Source organism: Chloracidobacterium validum, from assembly GCF_018304825.1.
Taxonomy (GTDB): Bacteria; Acidobacteriota; Blastocatellia; order Chloracidobacteriales; family Chloracidobacteriaceae; genus Chloracidobacterium; species Chloracidobacterium validum.
The window spans coordinates 528192-545880 of sequence record NZ_CP072649.1 but is presented as its reverse complement, the minus strand read 5'-3'; the positions used below and the strand labels follow the sequence as shown (position 1 = coordinate 545880).

12 protein-coding genes, 1 pseudogene and 1 CRISPR repeat array are annotated in these 17689 nt (G+C 59.3%); of the genes and pseudogenes, 12 read left to right on the top strand and 1 reads right to left on the bottom strand.

The annotated features are described in order from the left end of the window. The first annotated feature begins 240 nt into the window (after positions 1 to 240). The 11 genes from cas3 to J8C06_RS13350 all read left to right on the top strand — a co-directional run bounded on the left by cas3 (position 241) and on the right by J8C06_RS13350 (position 14774). Positions 241 to 2982 carry a CRISPR-associated helicase Cas3' gene (gene cas3, locus J8C06_RS13400; protein ID WP_211429932.1) on the top strand — a complete coding sequence of 914 codons (2742 nt, stop codon included), beginning with the start codon at positions 241 to 243 and terminating at the stop codon, positions 2980 to 2982. A 97-nt stretch (positions 2983 to 3079) separates the two neighbouring features. Continuing rightward, complete coding sequence (casA, locus tag J8C06_RS13395; RefSeq protein ID WP_211429931.1) at positions 3080 to 4663, top strand: type I-E CRISPR-associated protein Cse1/CasA; 1584 nt, start codon at positions 3080 to 3082, stop codon at positions 4661 to 4663. Between the two features lie 34 nt (positions 4664 to 4697). Beyond that, positions 4698 to 5246, top strand: a complete 549-nt coding sequence (gene casB, locus J8C06_RS13390) for a type I-E CRISPR-associated protein Cse2/CasB (protein WP_211429930.1) — start codon at positions 4698 to 4700, stop codon at positions 5244 to 5246. Between the two features lie 16 nt (positions 5247 to 5262). Beyond that, complete coding sequence (gene cas7e / locus J8C06_RS13385; RefSeq protein ID WP_211429929.1) at positions 5263 to 6489, top strand: type I-E CRISPR-associated protein Cas7/Cse4/CasC; 1227 nt, start codon at positions 5263 to 5265, stop codon at positions 6487 to 6489. Further along, positions 6486 to 7166: a type I-E CRISPR-associated protein Cas5/CasD gene (cas5e, locus tag J8C06_RS13380; RefSeq protein ID WP_211429928.1), complete on the top strand. Its 681-nt coding sequence runs from the start codon at positions 6486 to 6488 to the stop codon at positions 7164 to 7166. The genes cas7e and cas5e overlap by 4 nt, the downstream gene beginning before the upstream one ends. After that, a complete protein-coding gene (gene cas6e, locus J8C06_RS13375) occupies positions 7163 to 7909 on the top strand; it encodes a type I-E CRISPR-associated protein Cas6/Cse3/CasE (protein ID WP_211429927.1) in 747 nt (248 codons plus the stop codon). The genes cas5e and cas6e overlap by 4 nt, the downstream gene beginning before the upstream one ends. 104 nt (positions 7910 to 8013) lie before the next feature. Beyond that, complete coding sequence (gene cas1e, locus J8C06_RS13370) at positions 8014 to 8925, top strand: type I-E CRISPR-associated endonuclease Cas1e (protein ID WP_211429926.1); 912 nt, start codon at positions 8014 to 8016, stop codon at positions 8923 to 8925. Beyond that, on the top strand, positions 8906 to 9226 hold the full coding sequence (gene cas2e, locus J8C06_RS13365) for a type I-E CRISPR-associated endoribonuclease Cas2e (RefSeq protein ID WP_211429925.1): 321 nt from the start codon (positions 8906 to 8908) through the stop codon (positions 9224 to 9226). The genes cas1e and cas2e overlap by 20 nt, the downstream gene beginning before the upstream one ends. A gap of 101 nt (positions 9227 to 9327) precedes the next feature. Next, positions 9328 to 11981: a CRISPR direct-repeat array (repeat unit 29 nt; unit sequence CCGTTCCCCACGCACGTGGGGATGAACCG). Positions 11982 to 12775: 794 nt separating this feature from the next. Then, on the top strand, positions 12776 to 13858 hold the full coding sequence (locus J8C06_RS13360; RefSeq protein WP_211429924.1) for a hypothetical protein: 1083 nt from the start codon (positions 12776 to 12778) through the stop codon (positions 13856 to 13858). 164 nt (positions 13859 to 14022) lie between these two features. Continuing rightward, entirely contained in the window at positions 14023 to 14325 is a 303-nt protein-coding gene (locus J8C06_RS13355) for a hypothetical protein (RefSeq protein ID WP_211429923.1), read from the top strand. Between the two features lie 26 nt (positions 14326 to 14351). Further along, a complete protein-coding gene (locus J8C06_RS13350; RefSeq protein ID WP_211429922.1) occupies positions 14352 to 14774 on the top strand; it encodes a secondary thiamine-phosphate synthase enzyme YjbQ in 423 nt (140 codons plus the stop codon). A gap of 210 nt (positions 14775 to 14984) precedes the next feature. Here J8C06_RS13350 and J8C06_RS13345 read toward each other — a convergent pair. After that, a pseudogene (locus tag J8C06_RS13345) lies at positions 14985 to 16136 on the bottom strand (cobyrinate a,c-diamide synthase); the annotation flags it as partial. Positions 16137 to 16613: 477 nt separating this feature from the next. On the opposite strand from J8C06_RS13345, the gene J8C06_RS13340 reads away from it, so the two are divergent. Continuing rightward, positions 16614 to 17675, top strand: coding sequence for a CsgG/HfaB family protein (locus J8C06_RS13340; RefSeq protein ID WP_211429921.1), 1062 nt, complete (start codon positions 16614 to 16616; stop codon positions 17673 to 17675). Positions 17676 to 17689 lie beyond the last annotated feature (14 nt).

Here is a 17689-nt window from a genome sequence, read left to right as displayed (position 1 = left end):
TTTCCTGGAAGGTATCGGCAAGGTAAGTATCTGAGTTTCAGCAAGGTTGAGACCAAGTGGCGTGGCTCTCCCGGAACCCTTGTCCGGTAAGCCAGGCGCTTTCCACTCCAGAGCATCAGCGCCTGCCTGCGTAAACCCGGAATTTTTTCATCGGCAAGCGCAATATGTGCCCGTACTTGTCAATTGTCGGATGTATGATTCCACCCACACAAGCAATACTCCAAGCTTCGGATTGATGGAATGGGTGAACAACGGATTGAACAACTCATCAAATTCTGGGGCAAGGCAGGAAAAGAAGAAGAAAAAGAAGAAGAAAAGAAGGCTCCGCCATACCATTCCGTTCTTTGTCACGTCATTGACGTCGCCTTGGTTGCCGAAGCGCTGTTGTTGTCACCGGCCACGCGGCCGCCGGGTTTCCTTGAATCCCTCACCGGTTCTCGCTGTTCTAGCCCTTTACTGAAGGTCATTCGCTGGGTCGCGTTCATCGTCTCACTCCACGATGTCGGGAAAATTTCGCCTGGTTTTCAAAAGAAGCGTCCCGATCTCGTCAACCAATTCCTGCCAAAGGATCATTTCCCTTACAGTCGCCAGGATGAACCTGACCATGGTCTCGTTACGCTACTGACCTTACCCAACATTTTATCTTGCCTCGGTCAGATTGAAGATGAAGTCGCCGAACCGCTGGCGCGCGCCGTGGGCGGCCATCACGGAAGCTTTCCCGCGCATCCTTCACTACCCGACGAAGTAGGGAAGCAGCCGTGGGAAACCGCGCGGAAGGAACTCGTCCAGGTCCTGGCGGAGGTTTTTGAGCTTGCGTGGGACGAGGTTCCATTTACGCCGGAAACGCTCACGGGTTCGTTTCTGATGACGCTCGCCGGCTTGACGACGGTCGCCGACTGGATCGGTTCGGACGAGCGGTGGTTCCCGTACACCGGCGATCAAATCACCGATATGGCTGGTTTGAAAGCCTACGTTGCGGAGCGCCGGGAGGTTGCCCAGCAAGCCGTCATGGCGCTGCACCTGGGGGAAGCGCTGTTCCGTTCGGATGACATCGAATTCGCATCCCTGTTTGCGCATATCCCGAATTTCGCTCCGAATCAGTGCCAGCAAACGGCACGTTCGGTTGCCGGACAGCTCACCGGACCGTCCTTGCTGATCATTGAAACCCCGATGGGGTCGGGAAAAACCGAAGCCGCGCTGGGTGTCGCGGATATGTGGATGCGTCAGCGCGGGATGCGCGGGCTGTACTATGCGCTGCCCACACAGGCAACCGGCAACCAAATGTTCAAACGGGTAAAGACGTTCCTTGAGCGGCACCCCGCGCGAACGGGCACCCAGACCGAACTTCACCTGCTGCACGGCAATGCCGACTTCGAGCATGCCTATCAGGAACTCAAAGCGACGGCGGTGTTCGGAGCCGAGGAAAACGCAGGTATCACGGCCTCGCACTGGTTCACGGCAAGAAAACGCGGTCTCATCGCGCCGTTTGCCGTCGGCACCGTGGATCAGTGCCTGTTGTCCGTGCTCCAGTCGCGGCACATGTTCGTCCGGCTGTTCGGGCTGGCGGGAAAAGTCGTTGTGATTGATGAAGTTCATGCTTATGACACCTATTCATCCACGGTTCTCGACCGCCTCTTGAGCTGGCTCCGTGCCCTGAACACGTCGGTCATTCTGCTTTCGGCAACCTTACCGCAAAAGCGCCGGACTGAATTGCTCAGAGCGTATGGTTCATCATGTCATCGAGTTGCTTCGGTCACCTATCCCTGTGTCATTGGCGTGAGCGCGAACGGAGACACCACCGCCGAACAAGTCAGGGATCTTCCAGGGCGGGCGTTCACGCTCCATGTTTTGCAGAAGGCGAGGCGGGATTGGTGGTCAACCGTGGCCGATCATCTCGAAAGGGATTTGGCAGGTGGCGGATGCGCGGCCTGTATCGTCAATACCGTCGGCGATGCGCAAGCCTTATACACCTATCTCAAGAACCGCGCCGGTCTGGCCGATACCCACGTTCTACTCTTTCATGCGCGGTTTCCGCTTGGGCAGCGAATGGAGATCGAAAACCAAGTTGAAACCTGGTTCGGCAAAGGGTCGCGCTGCCGCCCCAGGAAGGCGATTCTTGTGGCCACACAAGTCATCGAGCAAAGCCTGGATGTGGATTTTGACGTGATGGTGACAGAACTGGCGCCGGTTGATCTCGTCTTGCAGCGCGGCGGGCGGCTTCAGCGGCATGACCGCGACCGCCCCGAGCGGTTCACCGAGGAAGCGGTGCTGTACTGCCTTTCGCCTGAGTTGTCAGACCCCACGCCAGATTTTGGCAACTCGGCCTTCGTTTATGAGCCGTACATTCTTCTCAAGAGCGCTTTGGCCCTCCGGCAAGTCACCACGGTCCAGCTTCCCACCGATGTCGAGGGATTGATAGCGAAGGTTTATGGACCAGATGACTTGGCGTGCCCGGACTGTCTCAGGGACACTTTGCAAGCGTGGAAACATCTCGCCGAAGGTCAGGAACGGGCGGAATCGTACCTTGGCAAAGCCGCAAGCATCCCGGCACCCCACGACAACGGAGATGAATGCGTTCTCAGGGAACTCGCCCATGTGATGGATGATGACGAACTCCTCGCCCCGGCGCGAACCCGCCTGGCGCGCCCCACGATAACATTCGTTCCGTTACACCGAGAACAAGGTCACCTTTACCTTGCCGCGCCGGACCGCCGGACAGTCGACCTGAACGAGACACCGGATCGAGCCCAGGCGCAGGCAATCCTCCGGCAAGGTGTCACGATCAGCCATCCCCACTGGGTCAAGTACTTCCAAAGCCAGCCGGTGCCGTCCGGTTGGGCAAAGTCGCCGTTGCTCAAGCACTGTCGGGTAGCTGAGCTTGAGGATGGATCACTGTCGCAACAGGGTCTAACGCTGAGTTTGAACCCCGAGCTTGGGGTAGTTTTTAGTTATCTGTCACCGTCGGGGCAACCAGCGCGCTAAATCTTTATGTTGCAAAAATTAATGATCACGCCCTGAAGAAGCGTAACCATTTTTCCTGGCTGCCGGTAACCGGTAGCCTCCAGCCAGAGGTATGTTCATGCCTTCATTCAACCTTGTTATTCAACCTTGGATTCCTTGTTCGTTGCTGAATGGCACGCAAGTTGAGCTATCCCTGCGGGAGGTGTTTCAGCGAGCACATGAACTTCGCGCCATCGAGGACGAAAGCCCCCTGGTCAACGCGGCACTGTACCGCCTGCTGCTCGCCATCGTTCACCGCGCCATTGACGGGCCGCAGAGCGAGCGTGACTGGCACACAGGCTGGCAGCACCGAAACTTTCACCAAACGCCGATGGATAACTACCTAACCACGTGGCAAGACCGCTTTGACCTGTTTTCCGAGACCGAACCGTTTTTTCAGACGGCGGGATTTGAGGTGAAGGAACCCACGCCCCTATCGCGTCTATTCATCCAGCATTTGCGGATGTTCTTCAACCACCCCGCGGAAGATGGCGAGCGTTGGTTCACGCCGGCCGAGGCAGCCCGCGGACTGTTGGCCGCCCAGGCGTTTGCGCTCGCTGGGGGGAAAGGCGTCACCAGTAACCTGTTCGGCGAGCATCCATATCTTTCGGGCGCGCCATTGGCTCCCGGCGTGGTCACCCTGCTCCGTGGAGACACCGTGTTCGAGACCTTGCTGCTCAACCTGTTGATTTACCGGGATAACCATCCCATCCCAAGGTTAGGTGACGACCTGCCGATTTGGGAACGTGGCAGCGCAAATAACCGAAAGAAGTTCTGGCCTCACAAGGAATCTCTCGTTCCAGACGGTTACCTGGACTACCTGACCTGGATGTCCCGGCACATCCGGCTGATCCCCGTCGAGCAGGGAAACCGGGTGTTTGTTCGGGATATGTACTTTGGGCAAGCGTGCACGGTGGCAGACATCGTCACGGAGCCGATGTTTGCCTACGTCCGCCGCAAGGAAAAGGACGGCATGCGTTTTGTTCCCGTTCAGTTGAGTCCTGACCGGGCTTTGTGGCGGGACAGTGCCGCACTGTTTGGCTTCGTCGAGGGAGGGCAGGAAACGTCCAGCAAACGACCACAAGCTTTCGACTTTGCCGCCAACCTTGCCAGGAAAGCGTTCATTCCCACCGAAAAGAAGTTCGAGTGCATGTTGTTTGGGCTGGCCTATGACCAGGGCAACCCACTGGTGTGGCGGCAGGAGACCATGCCCGTTCCCCGGTCGCTTCTGACCAAAATTGAAGCTGTCCGCGAACTACGTGACGCCGTTGAGCTTACCGAATCGGTCGAGCAGAACCTGATTCGCGCCTCCCGCAAAGTCGCTGAAGTTTGCCTGACCGATGGAACGCGCAAGGCCGATGGGAAAGCCGTCACGCAGTTCGTCACGGCGCTTGGCGTTGCTCCGCTTTATTGGTCACGTCTGGACATTCCATTCCGTCGGTTTCTCCAGGCGCTCCAAGACTTGCCCGAAGATCCGCCTGACGCCGACCTCGATGCGCTCGCCAAAGGCTGGCGCAAAGAAGTCTTTGCCATCTGTGAAGCAACCTTTTCGGCGTCCATGGATAACTGCCTGGGACGCACGGCCCGGGAACTGAAAGGGCGCGCCGAAGGCGAAGCCATGCTGAAACGGTTGCGCAAAACCATGACGGAAACAACGCGGTGACCGTCCCCACCAGACCGACTGCCATACGGAGCCCATGATGATGACCGACCAAATTCACAGATTCGTTGACAAGCTTGAATCCCTGCGTGAAGACCGCGCCGCGCTGGCTCGGCTCAGACGCGGGCTGGGACACGACCATGGGGTGGTGGAGATGTACCCGTACGTCGTGCCGTTCCTGCCGGACAAGGCGTATGAGGCGCGGTGGTATTTCCTCATCGCGGCATTGTTTGGCTTGAACCATCTTCCACCACGAGCCGGTGAGTCGTTTGGGAAAACCTTTCTTCGGCTTGACCCAAAACGCGAAACGGAAAGCACGGCCAAGCGCTTTCAAGCCCTGCTCAACGCTCACGAGGACGACCTTGGAAGCCACCTGCGGCACGCCGTTTCCCTGCTGAAAAGTCGGGAAATTGGCGTGGATTACAAAAAATTGCTACTTGACCTCACGGGGTGGCATCACCCGGAAAAAAGGGTACAGCTCCGGTGGGCGAAGGATTTCTGGTCGCCGCTGGACGAACCTGAACCGGAGGCTACCGAGTCCGTCACCGCGTCCACCAGACCCATCCTGTTCCAAGACCATCCATGAAAGGACGATACCTGCCATGTTCATTGAAATTCACATGCTGCAAAACTTTGCTCCCTCGAATCTCAACCGCGACGACACGAACACGCCCAAAACCTGTGTGTTCGGTGGCTACCGGCGCGCCCGGATTTCCAGCCAGTGCCTCAAGCGGAGCATCCGCCGTCATCCAGCCTTCAAGGCAGCGGTTGAGTCCCACCAGGGTTCGGTCGGGGTCAGAACAAAACGCCTGTTTGATCGCCTGGTGGACGGTTTGACAACCAGGGGACACGCTGGTCAGGTCGCCGCACACATTGCCCAAAACGCGCTCAGAGGGCTGAGTTTCAAACTCGACAGCAAGGAAAGCAAGCAAACGGGGCAGACGATGAAGCTCACGCAATACCTCCTGTTTTTGGGGGAGCGCGAGATTAAAAAACTGATTGACGTTGCCGATAACCATGCCCAGGCGTTAGCCAGCATCCCTACCGAAGAAACACCGACCACCGAAACCGAAAAAAAGTCAAGTGGGGCGAAAGCCAAGCGCGAGCAAAGGGCCGCGATTCCGGAACCCATTCAGAAAGATTTGGCCGGGGTGTTTGGACCGGCTTATGCCGCCGACGTGGCCATGTTTGGGCGCATGGTCGCCGACGGAAAAAACCTCAATGTTGACGCCGCCTGTCAGGTGGCCCACGCCATCTCGACCAATGAAGTCGAGATGGAAATGGATTTTTACACGGCGGTTGACGATCTCAAGGCCGAGGATCGGGACGAAGACGCCGGATCGGGCATGTTAGGAACGGTCGAGTACAACAGCGCGACCTATTATCGCTACGCCCTAGTCAACGTGGATAAGCTCGCCGAAAACCTTGCCCATGACGTGGAACAAGTCGTGGGAGCGATCGGGGGCTTTCTCGAGGCATCGGCGCTGGCGATTCCCAGCGGAAAACAGAATTCGATGGCGGCCCACAATCCTCCGGCCTACATCCGGGTTCTCGCGCGGGAAGGTGGCGCGCCGTGGTCGCTGGCGAACGCTTTTCTGACCCCCGTCCGACCCGGTCGAAAGGATGGCGAAGATTTGCTGACTCGTTCGGCAGCCAATCTGGGGGCCTACTTCGAGAAGCTCAAACGAGCGTACGGGAGCGCCGGCATCCTCCAGGATCTGACCTGCACCACGTTGGACATGGTTGAAAACCCGGTTGGCCTGCAGGACTTGATCACCCAGGTTGTCGAGACGGTCCAATCTCGACTGACAGCACAGGAGGCGGCATGACGTGTTTGCTCATCCGGTGTGTCGCCCCGCTGCAGTCCTGGGGGTCGCGGAGCCGGTTCCAGGAACGCGATACCGAACGCGAGCCGACCAAAAGCGGCATGATCGGTCTGATTGGCGCGGCGCTCGGCCGGGATCGAACGGCGTCAGTCGCCGATCTGGCCGCCCTCACCATGGCCGTCCGGGTGGATGCCGAAGGGGTGCTTCAAACTGATTTCCACACCATTCAGGACATCGATCCGAACGGACGCTACGCGACGAAGACTGAGCTTTCACGGCGCGCCTATCTCGCTGATGCGGCCTTTCTGGTCGGCCTGGAGGGAGATGCTGGCTTGCTTGGCCGCATCCACGCGGCGCTGGCCAATCCAGTGTGGCCGCTGTTTTTGGGAAGGAAATCGTTTCCTCCTGGACTCCCGCTCTATCTCCCTGACGGATTGAAGGAAGAACCACTCAGAACCGTGGTGGAGACCTACCCTTCGGTCGTTCCACCGGGAGGGAAGCGGGTCATCCATCCGGAACGGGTTCGACTGGTGGTGGAGTGCCCGCCCGGCGACGGTGAGCCGAGGCGCGATGTGCCGGTCAGTTTCGCCCATGGCGCGCGGCACTTCATGACCCGCTTCGTCACCACGGAATGGATTCCACGTCCACCGACCAAGCCAGTGGAGGACGCATCGGCATGATCTACCTCAGCCAATTGACGCTCAACCCAACCAATCGCCATGTGTTTCGGTTGCTGAGAACGCCGTACCATACGCATGCCGCGATCATGCGTGCGTTCCCGCCCGGCGACCGACCGGCCGAAGGCCGCCACGCTGGGAACGGGCGCGTTCTTTTTCGGGTCGAACCGGCGCGACCCGCGACCGGCCCGTGGGTGACGGTGCTCGTCCAGAGTCTGACGGCGCCCAACTGGGAACCGCTGCGCGCCGAACTCGGCGCCAGCCTCCACGTGGAACAACGCTCCCTCGAACCGAAGTTTCGCGTCGGTCAACAATTCCGATTCAGATTGCGCGCCAATCCGACCGTCCGTTGTCACAAGGCAGAGGGCAACCGAAAACCTGGGCAGCGGTACGGTATTTACGGTGAGGAACCGTTATTCAAGTGGCTGGTGCGGAAGGGAAATCCTCCTGGCGGAAGCAACCGGGGCGGATTTTCGGTCGCGAAGGGTGAGCTTTGGATGGTGGACGAAGGCCACTGGACGGCGTGGCGTGAAGCGCCTCCGGCCCTGACTGAAGCCGACCCTTTTCAAGCGGATGGCGGAGCAAAGAAACTTGAAAAGACCGGCCAGTCGCTCACGATCCATACGGTGTTGTTCGAGGGCCGGTTGACCGTCACCCAACCCGACGCCTTCGTGGAAACCCTGAAGTTTGGCATTGGCTCCGCCAAGGGTTTTGGCTGTGGATTGCTGTCGCTGGCTCGCAGGTAACGGGCCGCGGACGGACGCGCGGCTTCAGCCGGGACCGTGGACCGCTGGCAACGACCTGAACTGAATACCACCGCTAGGTGAACCTGACGGAGACGGATGGCGTTATGCTCGAACCACCTAAGCCGCTTCAAATCAAGGAACGCATCTCGCTGATGTTCATCGAGCGCGGTGAGATTGACATGCTCGACGGGGCGTTCGTCGTCGTGGATAAGAACGGGGTTCGGACGCATATCCCGGTTGGCGGCGTCGCCTGTCTCATGCTCGAACCCGGCACACGCCTTTCCCACCGGGCAGCTCAACTCGCCGCAACGACCGGAACACTTCTCATCTGGTGCGGCGAGGGTGGTGTCCGCTTCTACTCGGCTGGACAACCCGGTGGGGCTCGTTCTGACAAGCTTTTGTATCAGGCTAAACTGGCGCTCGACGATGAGGCCCGGCTGAAAGTTGTCCGCAAGATGTATGAAATGCGGTTCAAGGAAGCCGCGCCTGCCAAGCGTTCAATCGAACAGCTCCGTGGTATTGAGGGCGCGCGCGTCCGGGCCATGTATGACCTGCTTGCCAAGCAGTACGGCGTTGTGTGGAAGCGTCGGGACTACGACTACACCGATTGGAACACTGGCGATCTGCCGAACAAGTGCCTCAGCGCGGCGACGGCGTGCTTGTACGGTGTGACCGAGGCCGCCGTTTTGGCAGCGGGGTACGCCCCAGCCATTGGATTCATCCATACCGGGAAACCGCTTTCGTTTGTTTATGACATAGCGGACATTGTGAAATTCGAGACAGTTGTCCCGGTGGCATTTCGGGTGGCCGCACAAGATCCACCCATCCCAGAACGGGCCGTCCGACTGGCCTGTCGGGACATGTTCCGAAAAACAAACCTGCTGGAAAAGCTGATTCCAATGATTGAGGAGGTCCTTGCGGCCGGTGACATGACACCACCTACGCCAGCACCGGAGTCGGTCGCGCCTGCCATTCCCAACCCGGAGAGCTTTGGAGATGCTGGTCATCGTTGTTGAAAATGCGCCCCCTCGATTACAGGGACGGCTGGCAATTTGGCTTTTGGAAGTACGCGCGGGCGTTTACGTGGGCGATTATTCGGTGCGTGTCCGCGAATATCTTTGGGAGCAAGTCGAAAAAGCCATTGAGGGTGGAAACGCGGTGATGGTTTGGAAGGCGCCGAATGAATCGGGCTACGACTTGCGGACACTTGGTCCGAACCGCCGCATACCGGTTGATTACGACGGCATCAAGCTTGTTCAGTTCCTGCCTCCTCCCAACTCGGACGATACTTCCGTGAGTCCGCCAAAAGAAACCTGATCTTTGACAATCGCATATTGTTTCTAGTGATGTTGGGTCAAAAAATCGGTAGCATTTGTGTGTTGCCACAACCAACGTCTTTACTGTAGGTTCCAAGAAGTCCGTTCCCCACGCACGTGGGGATGAACCGCCCCCCCCGGTGAACCCGGCGGGATGAGAACCCCGTTCCCCACGCACGTGGGGATGAACCGCCGCGCGCCATCCCCGTCCCGATGCCTTCCTGCCGTTCCCCACGCACGTGGGGATGAACCGGTGTTCAGTTTTCTGCCAATCTCCCACCCGCCCCCGTTCCCCACGCACGTGGGGATGAACCGTTACCAGACGAAGCGACCATTAGGGAGCGTAGCCGTTCCCCACGCACGTGGGGATGAACCGCGACTGCGCGGCGGCGCTTACTGGACGAGCTGCCGTTCCCCACGCACGTGGGGATGAACCGGGTTTCAACATTTTCCTGTGTCGGCAAGGCAGCCGTTCCCCACGCACGTGGGGATGAACCGCGTGTCCAGCGGGCGTGTTTGGCTCGAGTCCGCCGTTCCCCACGCACGTGGGGATGAACCGCTGCGTCATCGTCTCGAGCTGTTGCGCAATCGCCGTTCCCCACGCACGTGGGGATGAACCGACGAGATACCGCGCGCCACGCCGCCCCCGAATCCGTTCCCCACGCACGTGGGGATGAACCGCTCATTGCGCCAGTCTCCGCACGCGCAAATTGCCGTTCCCCACGCACGTGGGGATGAACCGCGACTGGCGCTGACTGAGCGCCAGATACAGCGCCGTTCCCCACGCACGTGGGGATGAACCGCGAAACGGGCGCACGCTCACCGTACGCCCACACCGTTCCCCACGCACGTGGGGATGAACCGCCAGACGAGTTCGCAAAAGTAGGCGCACCAGGCCGTTCCCCACGCACGTGGGGATGAACCGTCGAGGGGCGTGGCGAAATGCGGCTTCCGGCTCCGTTCCCCACGCACGTGGGGATGAACCGGCTTGCTTTGTGTGGGCTTTCTTTGAGTAGCCCCGTTCCCCACGCACGTGGGGATGAACCGAAGCCCGCCGGTTTTGGCGGGCTGCACAGGAGCCGTTCCCCACGCACGTGGGGATGAACCGTGTTTATTGTCTTCGACAGGGATTGCGACAAACCGTTCCCCACGCACGTGGGGATGAACCTCTAGTTGTGGCGGTTCCTCTTGGAACGCCTGCCCGTTCCCCACGCACGTGGGGATGAACCGCGACTGTCAAGGAGCGTAGTATGGGTAAGGGTCCGTTCCCCACGCACGTGGGGATGAACCGGTGCGTCATGGCTGCCGCCCAGACTCGTCGTGCCGTTCCCCACGCACGTGGGGATGAACCGCGGAATCTGGCGCTGGCCACGAAGGGCACGTTCCGTTCCCCACGCACGTGGGGATGAACCGTCAGTTTGATGCCCTCCGCGACGCCGGTCTGCCCGTTCCCCACGCACGTGGGGATGAACCGCGCTGCCAGCAGGTCGGTTCCGGGTTTTGGCGCCGTTCCCCACGCACGTGGGGATGAACCGCTGCTGGGAATGCCCGATTTTCAGTTGCCGCACCGTTCCCCACGCACGTGGGGATGAACCGTCGTTGACTTTGAGATAGTTGCGGAAGGAAGCCCCGTTCCCCACGCACGTGGGGATGAACCGCGTCGTGCGGCGCGGAGAGCGAATCGTGGCTCCCGTTCCCCACGCACGTGGGGATGAACCGGTTCGCTTCGTCTGGTAACTTAATATGGTAGGGCCGTTCCCCACGCACGTGGGGATGAACCGGGAATCCCGCGTCTTCCAGCCTCTCGAGAAACCGTTCCCCACGCACGTGGGGATGAACCGAAAAACGACCTGGTGGGAGGGCCGCCGAACGACCGTTCCCCACGCACGTGGGGATGAACCGTAGCGCCCGGGGAGTCTCCGCCGCCAAATGTGCCGTTCCCCACGCACGTGGGGATGAACCGGATTCAGCCTCGACCAGATACGGGAGCTAACGCCGTTCCCCACGCACGTGGGGATGAACCGACGCATCTTCCAGGCTTCCATGCGCCGCATGGCCGTTCCCCACGCACGTGGGGATGAACCGGTGTTTGGCTTGGTATGCCCTTCCTAACTCAACCGTTCCCCACGCACGTGGGGATGAACCGGTTTTGATTGTATCTGAGGAATTTGAGGTTGGCCGTTCCCCACGCACGTGGGGATGAACCGTAAAACACTCGCCCGCGCTTCGTGAATCTAGGCCGTTCCCCACGCACGTGGGGATGAACCGCTTGCCGCCCTTCAACAGGCACGCGCCGCCGGCCGTTCCCCACGCACGTGGGGATGAACCGACGGTGAGGAAGCCGCCGACTGAGGCGGAAACCCGTTCCCCACGCACGTGGGGATGAACCGTCTAACTAGGAGAACAACTTATGGACACACGGCCGTTCCCCACGCACGTGGGGATGAACCGTTCCCTCATTGTCGTTATCTACGGCTACAAAGCCGTTCCCCACGCACGTGGGGATGAACCAACGCCAAACTGCAAACTTGTGAGTTTGCGAGGCCGTTCCCCACGCACGTGGGGATGAACCGCATATACGGCTATTCGCTCTCCGCGCTCACCACCGTTCCCCACGCACGTGGGGATGAACCGACCAATTGCTGCCATGGCTGATGAGCTGTCAACCGTTCCCCACGCACGTGGGGATGAACCGGCGGCGAGGCCCGGCGCCCTTGCCGGACGATCCCGTTCCCCACGCACGTGGGGATGAACTGGAGGAACTGGAGCTGGAGCAAGGTGTAACCTGCGCTACACTAGTTTTCTGTTCCCCACACACAAGGGGGTGAGCCGTCACTGGCGCGAACATCGGGAGGGAGGGAAGGGCAGTCCCTGGCTGCCAAAGGTCGCCGGGATCGCTCACCTTCCGCAAAGCGCTTCAGTGTATGGTGACTGGTGTTCAGTGACTGGTATCCGGGTGCCAGCACTAGCTGAGATCACGGGTCATTCATCGCTGGCTACTGACCCTGAGTTATTACGGGAGCATCGGTCCAGTGCGTTGGACGGCAGGTTACTGGGTGGCAGCCGGGGACGCCGAAACACGGCAACTGAGTGCCTGACCAGTCTACGCGGAACAGCGCTGCCCGTAACGATGTGTTTCCGGCATTTCGACCTGGTCAACGCCTCTCTGCAGCCAGGCCAAGCAAACGAGGCGTCGCGTGTACGACCTACGGGATACGCCGTGGTGAGCAACTGTGCGGCGTTGGACAATGAAGTGGTTGGGCCAGCGCGGACGCCGGGATGGAGCTGCCACCGGAGACGCTGGGCGAGACACTGGTTTGGCCTTGCACCAGTTACTTTCAAGGGGAGGTGTTGGTGCGGAGAGTCTGATAATGTGTATTATGTAGATTAGCTGCCGTCTAAGCCATCATTCAACCAGTGATTTACACCAAATTGCACCCGATGTTGCCTCGATGTTCAACGGATGTAGCCTCAACGAATTAGCTATGCAAAGCACATAAACAAACTCAACGTTGATTTGGCCGGCCTACCCCCTGAGAGGAACCAAACCATGCAGCCGAACCCAACCCCACGCCGACTGGCCAACTGGTCGGTCAGTCTGCTGGTCGGATTGTGCCTCATCGGCGGTCAGCCACCGCGCAGCGTCCTGTCGCGTACCCAGCCCAACCATCGGTTAGCGGATTTTCAGCTTCAACCAAGTGAAATCGAAACCTTACATGGCGGCGGCATCGTCAGTCAGGCGCTCCCCACGGCCCAACCCAAAACCATTGCGGCCCAGGCGTTGGCCATCCTCGATACCTCGCCGGAAGCCTTTCTCCAAGCTTACCGCTCGCTGGAGGTCATTCGTCACGGTGGCAGCGTCATTGCCTGCGGACGCTTCAGCCCAACCCCGACGCCTGCTGACGTAGCGACCCTGCCGGTTAGTGACGATCTCGTGACGAGCTTGGCCGGCGTCCGCCAAAGCGATGCCGGCGTCAAGCTTTGTGCTGCTGAAATCGAGCAACTGAGCCGCTTGCGGCAGGCCGATGCGCCCCTGGTGTTCCGTCGTCAGTTGGCGGCCACGTACCGCCAGATGCTCGTCGAGCGCGCTCAAGCGTATGCGGCTCACGGGCTGGCCGGACTTCCGGCCTACGCCGACAAAAAAGAACCCATTGACGCGCGCCGCGCCACGACGTCCCTCTTGGCCGAACAGTCCCGGTTACGCCCCGGACAGGCCGCGGTTTGCGCGGCGCTGCGGCACTTCCCAAACCTGGACGCCAACCGCGCGGAGTCGTTTTTATACTGGGCTGTCCAGAAATACGGCGACTTGAAGCCCGTCACAACCCTGGTCCACGTCGTCATCTGGCATGACGACGGGCGCGACTACGTTGCGTCAAGCTTGGTGTACGCGAACCACTACACAGAAGCAGCGCTGGTCGTTGCCGAGCTGCTTCCCTGGGCTGACACCAACGGCCAGATGCGGACACTCGTTGCCTACAGCATCCGGGTCCAAACCGACCTGCTTGGCGGACAACTCGGCTTCCTAAAAAAGAAGTTTGCGCAGGCCAAGTTGACCAGTACGGTCAAAGGTGGACTGGCAAGCTTGCGGACGGTAGTGGCATCAAGCACGGTGGCGCAAGCCCCGACACGGTAAACCCAAAGCCAAGCGCAAAGTCATGGGTGAAACGAGTGAAGGAGTCCCGACGGCAAGCTTGCAAGCAAAGACAACCGCTTTCAGGTGGTTTATGCTGAAAACGTCTTCAGTATGGAGCAAACTAAAGCACTCAACTTGATAGGGGGGCGACGAGCGTGAAGGTAATGGTGACAAAAGACGGCTCTTTCTGCATCAAAGGGAATAACGGCAAGGTGCTATCGTTCGGCAATGACATTTTCGGCCATGGCATTCAGGTCAAAGACGAACAAACAGGCAAGGTTTTGTCCGGCCTGGAAGTAGGTCTCGGTGGAAACCATGCTGAACTTGTCGCCCAATTAGGCGATGCCACCGTGACCCTTGAACAGACAACCAACGGAAAGACGATAACCGAAACGATGACTGTCAAAAAGACAATAACCAAACCAGTTCAGCGTAGCGCAAAGGCGCCCCAGCTTTCCAAGCCTTAGCCTACGAGCAAACTTGGCAGTTGGACATGAGATCACTGACGGAATACCTCACCTTTCACCTACCTTCCAGGGTGGGTTTTATCAACATAACGCCCCAGGTCGAGTCGGTCGTCCGGCGCAGCGGTGTCAAGGAAGGGCTTGTCCTGTGCAACAGCATGCACATTACGTCGAGTGTTTTCATCAACGACGATGAAGCCGGACTCCACCACGACTTTAGCGTTTGGCTGGAAAAGCTGGCGCCGTTCAACCCCGACCCCAACCACTACCACCACAACCGCACGGGTGAAGACAACGCCGATGCGCATCTCAAGCGCCAGATCATGGGCCGTGAGGTCGTCGTGGCGATTACCAACGGGCGGCTTGATTTCGGACCGTGGGAGCAGATTTTCTACGGCGAGTTTGACGGCCAGCGCCCCAAGCGGGTGCTCGTCAAAGTCATCGGCGAGTGATGCAGCGCATGGTTGATGCGGCCCAGGCCCGGCAGCGGTCAACCAAAGCCAGCGCCAGACCAGGACGCTGCCCAAAGTGAACATGGATGTAGCTGGCGTGGACGTTCTGTGACGCCAATCCTTCCAGGCGGGCATTTCTGCCGGCTGACGCGCTAGGATGCGGTAGGCCGGTCGGTCGGTCGGGGCGTTTTCCCACTGCGAGTAGTGAAACTCGTGGCCGCGCAACCGCTCTCCGGCCCGTCCGAGCAACCCGTCCTGGGCCAGTTCGACTTCGCGGTAGCCCATCGTCAACCGCTCTTGCATGCGGCACCGACCGGGGAGGATACCCACCATCGGGTAGCTCGTTCCGTCGGGCAGGTGGATGGCTTCGGTGAGGTACATCAGCCCGCCACATTCGGCGTAGATGGGCATTCCCTGCCCGGCCATGGACTGGAGGGCTAGACGGCAGTCCCGGTTGGCGCTCAGGGCGGCAGCATACAGCTCTGGGTATCCACCGCCGAGGTACAGCCCGGCGACATCCGCCGGTGGCGCGGCGCGCAACGGACTGAAGAAGACGATCTCGGCCCCGCACTGGCGCAGCGCGTCAAGGTTATCTTCGTAGTAGAAGCAGAAGGCTTCGTCCTGAGCAACGGCAATTCGGATGTTCGGCGGTGTGGCCGCAGCCGGCAATGAGTCGGCCTTGACCGGCCATAGTGGCGCCGCCGCGGCTAACGTGACCACGGCATCCAAGTCAATGTGGCGCGCCAGGGCCGCGCGGGCCGCCGCCAGAAATGCCCGCACCGCCTGCGGACGCTCGGCCGTGGTGAAGAGACCTAGATGCCGCTCCGGCACGGTGAGGTCGGCCATGTGGGGAAGACAGCCCAGGACCGGCAGCCCGTACCGGCCTATGGCTTCGCGCAACCAAGTGGCGTGGCGGTCACTCCCCACGCGATTGCAGATCACGCCGGCGATATTGACCTTTGGCATAAAGGTGTGGAAGCCATGGGCAATGGCTGCCGCGCTGGCCGACATCCGGCTGCAATCAATGACCAGCACCACGGGGGCTTCAAGCAAGTGCGCCATCTGCGCCGTGCTGCCATCGAGCGGATCGGCGCCCGCTCCATCAAAGAGGCCCATGACGCCTTCAATCACACTGATGTCGGCTGTGGCCGCCGCCCGCCAAAAGTTTTGCCGGACGGTTTCCGGGGGCAGCATCCAGGTGTCGAGGTTGCGGGAGGGACGGCCCGTCGCGGCGGTGTGGTACATCGGGTCAAGGTAGTCTGGGCCGACCTTGAAGCCTTGCACCTGCCGGGTCGCTGCCAGCGCGGCCATGAGTCCGGTCGCAACGGTGCTCTTGCCGCTTCCACTAGACGGCGCGGCCACGATCAGCCGTGGCACAGGTCTGGTTGTCACGGGCGCAGCATCAGCCAAGGCTTTGTCGGTCGGAAAGAGCGCCAGAGGGCACTCGTGGTTGGTATTGTGTACTGGATGTGGCGGTAGTGTCTCGCTGTTCGGGGGTGACACCGTCAAAATTTCCTGGATAAAAAGCAGAGCTTACCGCACAAAGCTGCACGAATAGGTCAGGAGCAAGCTTTGTACCCTTTCTGGCGCACTCCGCCTGTCTTTTGTGTTATTCTGTCTGTTTTTTGTGTTATGATGGTGATATACTTTTGCTCGGTCGTTTTGCGAAAAACGTTGGACGGGTGTATCCGCTTCTGCGGGACTTTCCCTCTTGGCACGCTGAAAGAGAGCACGGTTGCCCCGTGTCCCGATGTCAAGAGGCAAGCTTATCATGACGCTATGCTGTCTCAATGGCCTAAAGTTCTCACCTTTGGCTTGACGCTCTTGTTGAGCGGAGTGATGTTCACATCTGAGTCGGATGCCCAAGGTCGCAAAAAGGCACCCCGAAGAAAGGCTCCGGCACCGGCCGTCACTCCGAAACCAGACAGCGCCCCGGAAACAAGCGCTGCCCCGGCTGCGGCAACTCCGCCTGCCGAGGCAACCTCTGCCGCTTCGGCAGATACAGCGGACACCGATAGCCTTCCCAAAGATACCCGTCCCCGCATTGCCATTGCTCCAATCGGGTTCGGCGACCGAGTGTTGGAAACTGCCCTAACTGATAACCTCGTCAACTACAGCCGGTTTCAGGTCGTCGTTGCCCGGAATCAGTTGAGAGAAATCCTCGGCGAGCAGAAGCTCAGTAACACTGACTTTGTGAATCCGGACACGGCCCAAAAAGTCGGGAAGCTTGTTGGAGCCAACTACATCGTCGTTGGCCGGTTTTTGGGCAAGAATCTGACCCCCGGCGCGCTGTTTATGCCCGACCAGCTTGAGATCAAGGCCCAATTCCAGCTTATTGAGGTGGAAACAGGCACAGTCAAAGTTGCCGATACCTTCTCTGTCACCACTTCTGGTCTCTTCAAGCTGCCTGAGGAATATGCATTATCGTCTCTGGCCGAGGAATTAATGCTGCAAGCTTACCGGTCCAACGCTGCAGAGCTCGTGCGCAAGTTCATTGATAAGATCAATATCATCAATCCACTCAAGGGATATGTCGTGAACGTCGTCGGCCCGGAGGTATACATCAACCTGAGCTACAAAGACGGTGTCCGGGCTGGGCAAGAGTTTATGATCTTTGCCGATGGCAACACCATCAAAGACCCAATTACTGGGGAAATACTCTCGACCGAAAAACAACCGATTGCCCGGATTGTCATCATCGGCGCATTTGAACAGTTTTCCATCGGTTTTATTTTCGCCACCAACTCCCCGCAGGCCAGTGTGCTGTTAGGAGGAGTCAAATACGACCCATCCCCAGTATTTTCAGTTGTCCAGTCGCAAATGTCTCTGATTGAGGTTGAGCGCAGAGGTCTCGCTTTGCTCGAAGATCTCAAAAAAGCTGCCAAAAAGAAAAACAAATAGCTACAGTAGGTATT

Excerpts from the sequence above, each read along its gene's own strand:
- cas1e (WP_211429926.1), top strand. The coding sequence starts at position 8,014 with ATGCTCGAACCACCTAAGCCGCTTCAAATCAAGGAACGCATCTCGCTG.
- cas5e (WP_211429928.1), top strand. The coding sequence starts at position 6,486 with ATGACGTGTTTGCTCATCCGGTGTGTCGCCCCGCTGCAGTCCTGGGGG.
- casA (WP_211429931.1), top strand. The coding sequence starts at position 3,080 with ATGCCTTCATTCAACCTTGTTATTCAACCTTGGATTCCTTGTTCGTTG.
- cas7e (WP_211429929.1), top strand. The coding sequence starts at position 5,263 with ATGTTCATTGAAATTCACATGCTGCAAAACTTTGCTCCCTCGAATCTC.
- J8C06_RS13360 (WP_211429924.1), top strand. The coding sequence starts at position 12,776 with ATGCAGCCGAACCCAACCCCACGCCGACTGGCCAACTGGTCGGTCAGT.
- J8C06_RS13355 (WP_211429923.1), top strand. The coding sequence starts at position 14,023 with ATGGTGACAAAAGACGGCTCTTTCTGCATCAAAGGGAATAACGGCAAG.
- casB (WP_211429930.1), top strand. The coding sequence starts at position 4,698 with ATGATGATGACCGACCAAATTCACAGATTCGTTGACAAGCTTGAATCC.
- cas2e (WP_211429925.1), top strand. The coding sequence starts at position 8,906 with ATGCTGGTCATCGTTGTTGAAAATGCGCCCCCTCGATTACAGGGACGG.
- cas6e (WP_211429927.1), top strand. The coding sequence starts at position 7,163 with ATGATCTACCTCAGCCAATTGACGCTCAACCCAACCAATCGCCATGTG.
- J8C06_RS13350 (WP_211429922.1), top strand. The coding sequence starts at position 14,352 with ATGAGATCACTGACGGAATACCTCACCTTTCACCTACCTTCCAGGGTG.
- J8C06_RS13340 (WP_211429921.1), top strand. The coding sequence starts at position 16,614 with ATGTTCACATCTGAGTCGGATGCCCAAGGTCGCAAAAAGGCACCCCGA.
- cas3 (WP_211429932.1), top strand. The coding sequence starts at position 241 with ATGGGTGAACAACGGATTGAACAACTCATCAAATTCTGGGGCAAGGCA.